The 12,853-nt window shown below is 66.7% G+C and carries 12 protein-coding genes and 1 pseudogene; 12 read left to right on the forward strand and 1 reads right to left on the reverse strand.

Annotated features, from left to right (window positions below; all coding sequences use genetic code 11):
* The first annotated feature begins 3 nt into the window (after positions 1 to 3).
* The 10 genes and pseudogenes from EJF31_RS03150 to EJF31_RS03195 all read left to right on the forward strand — a co-directional run.
* Positions 4 to 1,221, forward strand: a complete 1,218-nt coding sequence (locus EJF31_RS03150; RefSeq protein ID WP_260430589.1) for an NAD(P)/FAD-dependent oxidoreductase — start codon at positions 4 to 6, stop codon at positions 1,219 to 1,221.
* A gap of 1 nt (position 1,222) precedes the next feature.
* Positions 1,223 to 1,834, forward strand: a complete 612-nt coding sequence (locus EJF31_RS03155; protein ID WP_125035622.1) for a 3-phenylpropionate/cinnamic acid dioxygenase subunit beta — start codon at positions 1,223 to 1,225, stop codon at positions 1,832 to 1,834.
* 35 nt (positions 1,835 to 1,869) lie between these two features.
* A complete protein-coding gene (locus EJF31_RS03160; RefSeq protein ID WP_221767439.1) occupies positions 1,870 to 2,721 on the forward strand; it encodes an alpha/beta fold hydrolase in 852 nt (283 codons plus the stop codon).
* Positions 2,718 to 3,590: an SDR family NAD(P)-dependent oxidoreductase gene (locus EJF31_RS03165; RefSeq protein WP_125035623.1), complete on the forward strand. Its 873-nt coding sequence runs from the start codon at positions 2,718 to 2,720 to the stop codon at positions 3,588 to 3,590. The genes EJF31_RS03160 and EJF31_RS03165 overlap by 4 nt, the downstream gene beginning before the upstream one ends.
* Positions 3,591 to 3,592: 2 nt before the next feature.
* Entirely contained in the window at positions 3,593 to 5,149 is a 1,557-nt protein-coding gene (locus tag EJF31_RS03170; RefSeq protein ID WP_221767440.1) for an AMP-binding protein, read from the forward strand.
* Positions 5,136 to 5,576, forward strand: a complete 441-nt coding sequence (locus EJF31_RS03175; protein WP_125035625.1) for a hypothetical protein — start codon at positions 5,136 to 5,138, stop codon at positions 5,574 to 5,576. The genes EJF31_RS03170 and EJF31_RS03175 overlap by 14 nt, the downstream gene beginning before the upstream one ends.
* A 4-nt stretch (positions 5,577 to 5,580) precedes the next feature.
* Positions 5,581 to 5,772: a hypothetical protein gene (locus EJF31_RS03180; RefSeq protein WP_125035626.1), complete on the forward strand. Its 192-nt coding sequence runs from the start codon at positions 5,581 to 5,583 to the stop codon at positions 5,770 to 5,772.
* 53 nt (positions 5,773 to 5,825) lie between these two features.
* Positions 5,826 to 6,701, forward strand: coding sequence for an alpha/beta fold hydrolase (locus tag EJF31_RS03185; protein ID WP_221767441.1), 876 nt, complete (start codon positions 5,826 to 5,828; stop codon positions 6,699 to 6,701).
* A 353-nt stretch (positions 6,702 to 7,054) separates the two neighbouring features.
* Positions 7,055 to 8,500, forward strand: coding sequence for an aldehyde dehydrogenase (locus tag EJF31_RS03190; RefSeq protein WP_125035627.1), 1,446 nt, complete (start codon positions 7,055 to 7,057; stop codon positions 8,498 to 8,500).
* Positions 8,501 to 8,779: 279 nt separating this feature from the next.
* Positions 8,780 to 9,028, forward strand: a pseudogene (locus EJF31_RS03195) (transposase); the annotation flags it as partial.
* 152 nt (positions 9,029 to 9,180) lie between these two features.
* Here EJF31_RS03195 and EJF31_RS03200 read toward each other — a convergent pair.
* A complete protein-coding gene (locus EJF31_RS03200) occupies positions 9,181 to 10,158 on the reverse strand; it encodes a LysR substrate-binding domain-containing protein (protein WP_125035629.1) in 978 nt (325 codons plus the stop codon).
* A 101-nt stretch (positions 10,159 to 10,259) separates the two neighbouring features.
* Between EJF31_RS03200 and EJF31_RS03205 the strand changes: the two genes are divergently transcribed.
* Both EJF31_RS03205 and EJF31_RS03210 read left to right on the forward strand, forming a co-directional pair.
* Complete coding sequence (locus EJF31_RS03205) at positions 10,260 to 11,222, forward strand: MBL fold metallo-hydrolase (protein ID WP_125035630.1); 963 nt, start codon at positions 10,260 to 10,262, stop codon at positions 11,220 to 11,222.
* Positions 11,219 to 12,835, forward strand: a complete 1,617-nt coding sequence (locus EJF31_RS03210; RefSeq protein ID WP_125035631.1) for an FAD-dependent monooxygenase — start codon at positions 11,219 to 11,221, stop codon at positions 12,833 to 12,835. The genes EJF31_RS03205 and EJF31_RS03210 overlap by 4 nt, the downstream gene beginning before the upstream one ends.
* Positions 12,836 to 12,853: the final 18 nt, after the last annotated feature.

A 12,853-nucleotide genomic window follows, 5' to 3' on the forward strand; every position in this document is an offset into this window, starting at 1 on the left:
CGGGTGATCGTCGCGGGCGGAGGCATCGCCGGAGTCTCCGTCGTCACCGCCCTGCGCTCCGGCGGCTATCTCGGCGAGATCGTGCTGATCGATGAGGCGGAACTCCCATACGACCGGCCACCGCTGTCCAAGGACTTCTTGTCGGGGCCGCGCGATCTGGAGGAGATCGCCCTACGGCCTCTTGAGTGGTACGCGGAGAATCACGTCGAACTGGTTGCGAAGTCCAGCGTTCAGGCATTCGCGGCATCCGAGGACCGGGTCGAGGTCCGGGTGTCATCCGGCGCCGAGCTGGCCGGGGAATACCTCGTCCTCGCAACCGGAGGCCGAGCCACCGTGCCGGCGTTGCCCGGCCTCGTCGGCGCGATGAGGGCCGGACGGGTGCATACCCTGCGTGACCACCAGGATGCCGAGCGACTCCGCCAGGTCTTGAAGCCCGGGACGCGACTCCTGATCGTGGGAGCGGGACTCATCGGCGCCGAAGTCGCGTCAACCGCGGCCCTTCTGGGATGCAAGGTGGTGCTGGTCGACCCGCTGGACCCGCCGCTGGCCGGAGCGACCGGCAGAGACGTCGCGAAATGGCTGCACGACGAGCATCGTGCGCACGGCGTCGAATCTGTCGTCGGTTCGCTCCTTTCGCTCCAGCCGACATCAGCTGGGATCGCCGCTCAGTTGGACAGCACGGACGCCTCCAGGGAGTTCGACGCCATCTTGATCGGCATCGGCATCACGCCGCGCTCGGATCTCGCGGAGGATGCCGGTCTCGAGGTCGATCGCGGCGTCCTCGTGGACGCGCGCCAGGTCGCGAGCCACCCGCGGGTGCTGGCGATCGGTGACGTCGCGCGAGTGCGAGACCAGCACCGAACCGAGCATTGGGAGGCCGCCAAGCACGACGGAGAACGCGCCGCCGCCACGATTCTCGGGATCGAGCTGCCTTCTGCAACCGCGTCCTGGTGGTGGAGTGACCGGCACGGTCGTCACATCGAGGGAGTCGGCAACATGTCCGACTCCTCCGCCAGCACCTCAATCGTCGTGCGGGGAGCGATTGGGGCCGACAGCTTCTCGGTCTTCACCATGAGAAACGGTCGGATCATCGGAGCGGTCGCAGCTGACGACTCGCAGGCGGTCCGCGCTGCCCGCCGACTCATCGACCGCCAGATTGCGGTCGACCCCGACTGCCTGGCCGACACCGGCTCGGACCTTCGAAAACTGCTCAGGAGATGAAATGCACTCTCCGCGAACGCCCATCAGTCCTGCCCCCAGCACGAGCGACCGGCCCGGTGACGAGGCCGGCCGACGCGCTGACCACACAATCCACTTCGAGGTAGAGCAGTTCTACTACGACGAGGCCGACCTGCTCGATGACGGTCGCTACGTCGACTGGCTCGAGATGCTTGCCGACGACCTCGACTACTGGATGCCCACGCGGACCAACCGACTGCGACGACAGCAGGCTCTCTCAGTAGCGAGCCGCGGCGAGGCGGCCTTCTACGACGAGACCAAAGGCTCCCTGGCATGGCGGGTTCGGCGATTCGACTCGGGGATGGCGTGGGCAGAGGACCCGCCGTCGCGAACTCGCCACCTCATCACGAACGTCCGTGTCCGGCACGTCGACCCTGCAGAGCACGCGGACGAGCTCTTCACCGTCGACGACCTGATCGCGACCAGCAACTTCCTTCTCTATCGAAATCGTCTGGAGCGTGAGGAGGGCGTGTACGCAGGGAGACGAACCGACGTGCTCCGGCGCACGCCTGCGGGCGACCTCCAAGTAGCACGTCGCGCGATCCTCCTCGACCAGAACGTCTTGCTTGCCAAGAACCTCTCGACCTTCTTCTGATCCTGATCGACACCACGTACCTGGAAGTGAGAACAGTGACCCCCGCCAAGACCGAGCCCGTCGAGCACACCATCAGTACCCGTGGTGGCGACGTACGCCTCATCGATGCCGGCAGTGGACCGGTCCTCGTCATGCTCCACGGTGGCGGCCCGGGAGCCAGCGGTGTCTCCAACTACCACCAGAACCTGGATGCCCTCGGCTCGCGGTTCCGAGTGCTCCTCCCTGACCAGCCCGGGTTCGGCCGCTCGTACCGACCGACCGAGATCGACCTCGCTGAGAAGTCAATCACCCAGATCACTGTCGACGCCCTGATCGAGGTGCTGGACAAACTCGGCCTCGAAACCTTCAACCTGCTTGGTAATAGCCTGGGCGGCGCTGCAGCCATCGCGCTGGCCCAGCAGTACCCCGATCGCGTTGCCCGGCTGGTCCTCATGGCCCCAGGGGGTGGCTGGCTCCCGTTCGGCCCCACCCCCACCGAAGGCCAGAAGGAGATGTTTCGGTACTTCAACGGCGAAGGCCCGACCTTGAAGAAGATGCGGACATTCATCAGTGTCATGACGGCTGAACCCAAGCGCTGGGAGGACACTGCCCAGGCACGGTACGAGGCGTCCCTCGAGCCTAGCCACGTGGAGTTCTACCACCGACTCAACCGCCACTTCACGTCGCGTCACGGAATGGATCCGCTCTGGCACGACCTGAACAAGATCAAGTCGCCCACGTTGCTGCTCTGGGGCCGCGACGACCGCACTATCACGCTCGAGGGTGCGCACATGATGCTCAAGTACATCAGTGACGTCCAGCTCCATGTGTTCGGCAACTGCGGACACTGGGTTCAGCTCGAACGGCAAGCCGAGTTCGAGCGGCTCGTGCAGGACTTCCTCTCGTGAGCGCGGGTTGGCTCCAGGGTGACGTTGCTCTGGTCACCGGAGGTGGGACCGGAATTGGACGCGCCGTCGCCGAACGGTTCGTCGCCGAGGGTGCCAGTGTGACGATCGTCGGACGCAAGCGGGAGGTCCTCGAGGGGGTGATTGCTGACCAGGCCGACCCCCAGGCCTGGCTTGCCGTCGAAGCAGACGTCCGTGACACCGATGCCATGCACGACGCGGTCGGCCAGACCGTGGGCAGGTTCGGCAGGCTCGACATCCTCGTTCCGAATGCAGGCGTGTGGGACTTCCACCGCCATCTGACGAGGCTGTCCGGACACGAGCTCGCGGGGGCTTTCGACGAGCTGTTCGCCATCAACGTCAAGGGTTACGTGCTGGCGGTCGAGGCAGCCTGGCGCGAACTGGTGAAGGCGCGCGGCAGCATCGTGATGACGCTGTCCAACGCGTCCTTCTACGTCAACGGCGGCGGCCCGATCTACACGGCCGCCAAGCACGCCTGCCTCGGTCTGATGCGGGAGATGGCATACGAACTCGCGCCACATGTGCGCGTCAATGCCGTCGCGCCCGGAGGAATGAACACAGACCTCCGAGGACCAGAGGCAATCGGCCTGGCCGGACGGTCCATCGCGACGTCGTTCGCCAAGCGAAACGACACCGAGGGGATGCCCATCCCGCTGCACCACAGCTCGACAGATCCTGTCGACTTCACAGGTCCCTATGTTCTCCTGGCATCGCGTGAACAGAGCGGCACGATCACAGGCGAGACGATCTCGGCAGACGGCGGCATCGGCGTCCGGGGCTTCGCGTCACCAGCAGGCGGCGACCACTTGCTCGCTCTCGTAGGGCACAGGGGGACGGAGGCAGACTCATGACGGTGGACATCAACCCCGCTAGCGCTGTCGCCAGAAACGCACGGTACTTCGCTGAAAGCGTTGCGCTCACCTACGCCGGCGGCGACCTGACCTACGAGGAGCTGGATGATCGTGCAGGACGACTCAGCTCGGTGCTCGTCGACGGCGGCACGGGCGTCGGCGACCGTGTCGCCTACCTCGGGCTCAACTCGTCCTCGTTCCTCATCACCATGCTGGCTGCATTCCGCGTCGCCGCGATTTTCGTTCCGGTGAACTTTCGGCTGGCCGGTCCGGAACTGCAGCAGGTGCTGCAGAGGTCGGGCGCGACCACGCTCGTCGCGGAGGAGGGCCATCGGGCCGCAGTCGAGGCAATCAAGGACAAGCTCAGCATCAAGAGGCTCCTGCTCGTCGACGACGATCTGGCTTGCCCCGCGGCTGCGGAGACGTCCGGTTGGGAGCGCTGGGCGACCTTGCTCGAGCGGGCGAAGGCCCTTCCGACTATCGCTCCAGGATCCTACGACGACCCCGCCATCTTGATGTTCACGAGTGGCACGACCGGCCTGCCGAAGGGTGTCATCCTTACGTACGGCAACGTGTGGTGGAACGCGATCAACGTCGAAACTCGTTTGGATACCCACCGTCGCGATGTCACCCATGCCTCCGCACCGATGTTCCACATCGGTGCGCTCAACAGCTTCGTGCTGCGCACGCTGATGCGCGGCGGGACTGTCGTGGTCCGTAGAGGTTTCGACCCGGCAGGCTTCGCCGACGACGTCGCCAACCTGAAGGTCAACAGCACGTTCCTCGTCCCTGCCATGCTTGGCGCCCTGGCCAGGACCGCGGGGGCGTTCGAGCGCGACTACTCGAGCCTCAATGCACTAGTGGTCGCCGGGGCTCCAGTGCCCCCGTCGCTGATCAGCCACTTCGCTGACCACGGCGTTCTCCTGCAGCAGGCATGGGGCCTTACCGAGACGGCGCCGTTCGCTACCCACCTGCCGGCAGAGCTGACCTTTCAGAAGCTGGGCTCGGCAGGAATTCCCATGCCGCACACCGAGATCGATGTCGTCGATCCGCTCACCCTGGAGTCGGTTCCAGCCGGAACGGCCGGTGAGGTGATCGTCAGAGGCCCGAACGTCACTCCTGGGTACTGGGAGGATCCCGAAGCGACATCGGCGGCGTTTGACGCTGAGGGCTGGTTCCACTCCGGTGATATCGGCTACCTGGACAAAGACGGCTTTCTGTACGTCGTGGATCGCCTGAAGGACATGATCATCAGTGGCGGCGAGAACGTGTACCCAGCGGAGGTTGAGCGCGCGCTCTCGGACATGGACGGCGTCACCGACGTCGCGATCATCGGTGCGCCCGACGACGAATGGGGCGAGACCGTGGTCGCCGTGGTCTCCTTGGCAGCCGGGGCAGAAGTCACGATCAACGACGTGCGAGCACACGCAGCTGCACGCATCGCCCGGTACAAGATCCCGCGACAGCTCGTGGTCGTCGAGAGCGTCCCGCGCAACGCGTCGGGTAAGCTGGACAAGCTCGCGTTGCGCGGTGTGGTGGGTAAGCATGATTCGCCGTGAGCGATGCCTGGGAGGTCGGCTGAGCCATGCCTATCCTGTCGCCAGGAACGACATCGAGATCCAGGTCGGAGATGTCGCGAGACCCAACCTGACAGACGTGCTTCGAGCTGAATCAGACCAGGTGTTCACCGACGACCCGCATTGTCGCAAAATCGTGTTCGCCGCGCCAGTCGACAACGCCGCGGTCGTCGGAGCAGCTCAGCACGCCGGCTTCCGCTACGTGCTCGAGGTGGATGTGCCATGGGATGGGGGAGTGGAGCACCTCGCGCTCATGGTTCGCGAGCCCTCGTTCGTCACCGTGGTCGACGTGGACCGTGAGCGCGTCCCCGATTCAGCCGGGATCAGCGCGTCGAGCAACTTGCTCGGATCGCCGTACCGGTCAACGGAACGGAAGGCTGGCGTGGCCCGGACCCTCAACGCAGGCTAGGGGCATGAGTGAGATCGCCCCCGCCGTCCCGGCCCACACCATCGACACTGGCCGCGGCTCGACTCCTTGCGGCGGCCGTGTCTGGACAGCCAGCCTCGTCGGCGGCCAGGAAGACGCGATCACCGACATCGCCCTGGATCTGGCCGCCCGTTTCGCCCAGGAGGACCTGAACCGTTCGATGGCGCAGGCCCGTTGAATCTGGTGCCAGGTGTGAAGGCGGACGCGGTGACGCACCTGCCTGGGCGTCGCGTGGAGATCTCCTACGGACTGCAAGGGAGCGGTCCGCCGCTGCTGCTGCTGCACGGTTACCCTCAGACGAAGCGGGTCTGGGACAAGGTCGCTGCGCGCCTCGCCGAGGGTTTCACCGTGGTCACAGCCGACCTGCGAGGTTATGGGGAGAGTTCGAAGCCGGCCGGGCTCCCGGATCACTCGACCTACTCGAAGCGCGCGATGGCGCAGGACCAGGTAGAGCTGATGCGGCTGCTCGGATTTGAGCACTTCGCGGTCGCCGGGCACGACCGCGGTGGACGCGTGGTCCACCGGATGTGCCTCGATCACTCGGACACGGTCACCATGGCGGTCGTTCTGGACATCCTGCCGACGACCGAGGTCTACGAGTCCGTCGATCGTGAGCTCGCTACGGCGTACTTCCACTGGTTCTTCCTCGAGCAGGCCAACGATCTCGCCGAGCGATTGATCGACTCGAATCCCGACGCGTGGATAGATCACGTTCTAGGCCTCACGGGCGGAGCTGGATCCATAGTCCTGAAGGACGTTGAACACTATCGGAGCATTTTTCGAGACCCTGCGACGGTGCACGCGACTTGCGAGGACTACCGAGCGGCGGCGACGATCGACCTGGATCACGATCGAGCGGATCGCGGTAACCTCGTGGCGTGCCCACTGCTCGTGCTGTGGGGAGAGCGTGGGCTTCTGGCTCAACGAGAGGACCCGCTAGCGGTATGGCGTCGACACGCGAAGGACGTCAGGGGGAGTCAGCTTCCGGGCGGTCACTTCGTGGTCGACGACTGCCCAGAGGCAGTGGCTGACCAACTGGCTAACTTCCTTAGCGGGTCTCCCGACACTATTTCGCCCCTGACGCCCCCTGCTGATGTCGGGTTCTGAGGGTGGGCAGCCTCGTGCGCTCGCTGCGAACCTTTGCGACCGTCGGTGGGAGGGCTCGGATTGGGCTCGCTTTCATTCGCAATCACCGGCCGTTGGACGCCGACGCCAGCGCGCGTCCAAGACAGCATCGCCGCAGGTCACGGGCTCGTTCGGCCTCCCGAGTGCAGTCGACGTCAAAGGTACGCACTGACGTCCAGGGTCATGTGTGTCTTCCCGATGACGCAACACATCGTTTACGTACGAGGTGCGTTGCGCCGCAGTTCGGTCACCGAAACCGACAGGCGATCGGTGCTCGTAGCGCGTGGGACATTGACCGCGACCGCCGGGGTCGGACGACGCACAGAGGAGACACCATGCAGAGCGCACAGCTGTTGATCGGGGACGAGTGGGTCTCGGCTTCGGACGGAGCCACCAGCGAGACGATCGATCCGGCCACCAACACCGTCATCGGGACGTTCGCCGAGGCGACGGGTGCCGATGTCGACGCGGCCGTGGCATCGGCTCGCGCCGGCTTCGAGTCCGACGCCTGGCAGGGCATGACGCCGGACCAGCGCGGCAAGGTGCTGTGGCGTATCGCCGAGCTGCTGGAGCGGGACGCCGACCAGATCGCCGCCCTCGAGACGCTCGACCAGGGCATGCCGTCGTTCGTGAGCGCCGGCATCAACCTGCCGCTCGCCGCCCAGGTCTTCCGGTACTACGCCGGGTTCGCGACCAAGATCGAGGGCAAGGTGTCGCCGATCTCGATCGCGGGCAACCTGACGTACCAGCGTCGCGTGCCGCTCGGCGTCTGCGCGCTCATCACGCCGTGGAACTTCCCGCTCGCGATCGCCGCGTGGAAGCTGGCCCCGGCGCTGGCGACGGGCAACGCCGTCATCCTCAAGCCTGCCGAGCAGACCCCGCTGTCGACTGTCCGCCTGGTGGAGATCTGCCGCGAGGCCGGTGTGCCGGCGGGCGTCGTCAACCTGCTGACGGGCGGCCCCGAGGTCGGCAAGGCACTGGTCAACCACAGCGGCGTCGACAAGATCTCCTTCACGGGCTCGACCGAGGTCGGCCAGTACATCGCGCGCGCGTCGGCCGACGACTTCAAGCGCACGACCCTCGAGCTCGGCGGCAAGGCGCCCAGCATCCTGTGTGCCGACGCCGACATCGACGCCGCGGTCATGGGCAACGTGCAGGGCGCGATCTTCAACACCGGCCAGGCCTGCGGCGCCTACACGCGGTTCTTCGTGCACTCCTCGCGCGTCGACGAGTACACGACCAAGCTGGCCGCCGCCGCGGACTCGCTGGCCATCGGGCCCGGGCACCGGGCCGACACCATCGTGGGGCCGCTGGTCTCGCAGGAGCACCTCGACCGGGTCCACTCGTACGTGCAGACCGGGCGCGACCAGGGGGCCGAGCTGGTCACGGGCGGGTCGCGGGTCGAGGGCGACCTGGCCGACGGATTCTTCTACCGTCCGACGGTCTTCGGTGGCGTCACCGACGACATGACGATCGCCCGCGAGGAGATCTTCGGCCCTGTGTTGTCGGTCATGGCCTACGACGACATCGACGAGGTCGTCGCGCGTGCCAACGACACCGACTTCGGTCTCGTCGCCGTGCTGTGGACCAAGGACCTCGTCACGGCCCACACGCTCCCGCCGCGTCTGCGGTTCGGCACCGTCTTCGTCAACCAGCTGCCGCTGATTGACCCCGGCGCCCCATGGGGTGGCTTCGGCATGAGCGGTTGGGGTCGCGAGCTGGGTGAGTACTCCATCGACGGGTTTACCGAGACCCAGTCGACGTTCCTGAACCTGACCTGACTTGGATCGGATGCGTGCTCGGGCCCCGCGGGTCTTGGGCGGCCGATGCTGGGGCGAGACGTGGGTCGTGCGCCACCGTAGCCTCAAGGACGTCTGTGCACGAATGAGTCAGCATGCGTGCGACTGAAGTTCTGGCCGTCCGTGCTTGTGACCCACGATCGTGTCGGGGGGCCGTCACAAGGGTCTGCTTCACGGATAGGTTACATCTTGACCTGCCCCACTAGAAAGGTTCCAGTATCGGTGGCTAAGTAACTGCCTTCAACCGGAAGGCTGAACACCGTGCCCCGTGCCTACCCGCCCGAGTTCCGCGCTCGAGCCATCGCGCTCGTCCGCGCGGGCAAACCACAGAAGCAAACCGCCCACGAACTCGACATCCATCCCGTCACGCTCTCCAAGTGGGTCAAGCAAGACCGCATCGACCGCGGCGAGGCGCCCGGAGTCAGCAACACCGAGTCCGCTGAACTCCGCGCGGCTCGCCGACGTATCCGCGAGCTCAAGACCGAGTTGGTGATCGTCCGCCAGGCGGCGAAGTGAAGCACCTCAGGTTCGATGCCGCTCGTGTTCGAGTACCTGGCTTGTACCAGGCTACCTCTCCTTGCGGGTCCTGGGAGCTACGCAGTCCGCCTAGAGTGGTCTAGAAATCGGTCACTCTCTAGGTCGTTTGTAGGGGTCTGGGCGCATCACCGTGCGGCTCCGGAAGTAGTCCTAGCGCCGCGCTGCGTTCTCGTCCGGATCTGGCCAGGTTCTCGTGATGCCGGTGACCTTCCGCGCTGTTGGCAGAACTCGACGAACGCCTGTGCCCTGCGGTTGAGCCGCGTCGCCTTCGGCCAAGCGATGAGGACCCGAGAGTCGCCGACGGGCTCGGCGATCTCCTTGACGACGACTGGGTGTCCTTCGTAGGTCCGGTCGTTGGCGGGGCGCTGCACGAGCAGCGCGTAGCCCATCCCGCGGCCGACCAGCGCCCTGGTGAGCTCGAACGTCTTCGGCCGGTAGCGCACGTCGGGCCGAACCCCGAAGCGCTCGAAGATGGCGAGCGTGTTGTGGGAGCTGGGAGGGGCGTCCAACAGCACCATCGGTTCGGCGGCCAGCTCCGCGAGTGACACCTTCCGCCTCCGAGCGAGGCGGTGGTCGGCCGGCAACAGGATGTGCGGGCGCGCGCTGTCGATGACGGCCCGTTCCATGTCGGGCTGAATCTCCATGTCGTAGAGAATGGCCAGGTCGAGCTCACCGAGGAGCAGTTGACGCTGAAGGACATCCTGGGTGCCCTCGACGAAGTCGATCGTGAGCCTTGGATGAAGCGCGGTGAAGTCCTGCAGCAATGAGGGCAGTGCCGTCGGAGCGAGCGTCACGTAGCAGCCGAGGGAGAGTACGCCGCTCAGGGCATCCCCTCCCGACGCAACGCTCGTCAGGTCGTCGGCGTGCCGCAGTAGTTCCCTGGCATGCCGGAGGACCTGGACGCCCGTGGGGGTGAGCGTGACTCCGTGCGCCTTCCGCCGGACGGCCAACTGCACGTCGAGCGCCCGCTCGAGGTCCGTCAGTGACTGAGAGAGCCCGGGTTGCGAGACGTGCAGGCGAGCCGCCGCCCCGCTGAGCGTGCCGGCGTCGGCGACGGCGACGAAGTACTCCAGCTGGCGCAAGGAGTAGCGGACCGCATTCATTGCAACACCTTATGAAGATCAGAGATTACTTGTCCTTTTCCACAATACGTGACCGCTGCCACAGTGGGGTGAACCGACCCAGTCCCGAAAGGACCGCTTCCATGGCTGCCAAGCCCTTCGCCTCCTCCGCCGACCTCGGCGAGAAGACCGAGACTCTCGAGGTCCTTGCCGACGGCGTCTACGCCCTGACTGCCGAGGGCGACCCCAACGTCGGAGCCATCGAGGGCGAGGACTTCCTCGTGGCCTTCGAGGCCCGGGCCACGCCGGTCGCCGCGCGCGACTGGCTCGCCCAGCTGCGTAAGCACACCGACAAGCCGGTCAAGTACCTCGTGCTCTCGCACTACCACGCCGTACGGGTGCTCGGCGCGTCCGCGTACGACGCCGAGGTGATCGTGGCCCACGACAACACCCGAAGACTGATCGAGGAACGCGGCAAGCAGGACTGGGACAGCGAGTTCGGCCGTATGCCGCGGCTCTTCCGCGAGCCCGACTCGATCCCCGGCCTCACCTGGCCCGACATGACGTTCAACGACTCCATGACCATCGGCCTCGGTGGTGACCGCGGGGACTTGGTGCTGCAGTACTGCGGCCGCGGACACACCGCGGGCGACATCGTGGCGTGGCTGCCCCGACAGAAGGTCCTCTTCGCCGGCGACCTGGTCGAGGCCGAGGCTGCCCTCTACACCGGCGATGCGTTCCACACCGACTGGTCCACCGGCACCCTCGACCGGGTCAAGGCGTTCGGCGCCGAGACACTCGTCGGTGGTCGCGGCGCAGTGCCGCGCGGCCGCGAGACGGTCGACGCCGCCATCGAGCAGACCCGCGACTTCCTCCTCGTCATGCGCGAGAAGGTCGGTGAGGTCCACGCCCGCGGTGGCAGCCTGACGGATGCATTCGAAGCCACGCACACGAGCCTGGAGCCGAAGTTCGGCGCGTGGCCGATCTTCGAGCACTGCCTGCCATTCGATGTCTCCCGGCTGTGGGACGAGCTCAACGGCATCGACTGGCCGCGAATCTGGACCGCCGAGCGGGACCGCGAGGTCTGGGACGAGCTGCAGGGATGAGCTCGATCAGCGTCCCCAGCTACGCCGGACCGCCGGTCGCGGTGATCGGCAACGGCCCGGTCGGTCAGACGACCGCGCTGCTGCTAGCCCGCTGGGGCATCCCGGTCGTCCTGCTCGACGCACGCGCCGAGCGCGACGCCGTCGGCTCGAAGGCGATCTGCCAGCAGCGAGACGTCCTCGACATCTGGTCGACGGTCGGTGCCGGCCGGATCGCGGACGACGGCATGACCTGGACCACGGCGCGCACCTTCTACCGGGACCAGGAGCTCTTCAACTGGTCCTTCGTCGACCGCGGCCACTCGCCGCTGCCGGCGTTCGTCAACGTCTCCCAGTGCCACACCGAGGAGGTCCTCGACGAGCAGATCTCCGCGCACCCGCAGATCGACGTCCGATGGGACCACGAGGTGCTGGAGATCGACGAGACCGCCACCGAAGTGACGATCACCTGCCTCACGGCGGACGGCCACAAGGACGTCAAGGCGGCATACGCCGTCGCCGCAGCCGGTGCGCGCGGCGACCACGTCCGCCGAATACTCGGCGTGAGCTTCGAGGGACGGACGTTCGACGATCGGTTCCTGATCTGCGACCTCCGCGCCGAGCTGTCCGGTTGGGAGACCGAACGACGCTTCTACTTCGACCCCGAGTGGAACCCCGGCCGGCAGGTGCTGATCCACCCGTGTCCGGGCTCGACCTTCAGGATCGACTGGCAGGTGCCCGCCGAGTTCGACCTGGACGCAGAAACCGAGGACGGACGACTCGACGCCCGGATCCGGCAGGTCATCGGCGAGCGACCCTACGAGATCGTGTGGAAGTCGGTCTACCGGTTCCATGCCCGCAGCGTCGACCGCATGCGCGTCGGCCGGGTGCTGATCGCCGGCGACTGCGCCCACCTCGTCGCACCGTTCGGTGCCCGCGGCCTCAACTCCGGCGTCGCCGACGCCGAGAACGCCGCCTGGAAGCTCGCTTTCGTGCTGCACGGCTGGGCACCCGAGTCGCTGCTCGACAGCTATGACACGGAGCGGCTGGCCGCGGCCCACGAGAACCTCGAGGTCACCAGCAACACGATGAGGTTCCTCGTCCCTCAGGACGAGTCGGAGTGGACGGCCCGCCGGGATCTGCTCGAGGAAGCCGTCGGTAACCCGCAGGCGCAGACCCGTGTCGACAGTGGCCGCTTCGCCGAGCCGTTCTGGTACGTCGACTCGCGGCTCACGACGCCCGCCGCGGGCCGCCCGTTCGCCGGCCGGCCGCCGCGCGGGGAGATGCCCGCCGTCGTACCGGGTGTGCTCGTGCCCGACGCCCCGGTGAACGTCGCCGACCGGCCGGAGGTGGTGCGGTTGCGTCAGCTGGTCCGCGACGGGCTGCTCGCGCTCACCGCCCAGGGCGTCGACGCCGCCGAGACTGCCGTCGTGCTCAAGCAGGCCACGGATGCGCCGACCCAGGTGTTCCGCCTGGCCGACATCGACCCCGACGGCACCCTCGGCGACGCCCTCGCCGCGCAGCCGGGGGAGACCTGGCTCCTCCGTCCGGACGGACACATCGCCGCAGTGTTGACCGCCGCCACCACCGCCGAGCTGGACGCGGCCGCGCGCCGCACCATCGGCGTTGCCTCCTGAAGGCAAGAGAGAACAGGA

The organism is Nocardioides sp. LS1 (assembly GCF_003865225.1).
Lineage (GTDB): Bacteria > Actinomycetota > Actinomycetes > Propionibacteriales > Nocardioidaceae > Nocardioides > Nocardioides ginsengisegetis.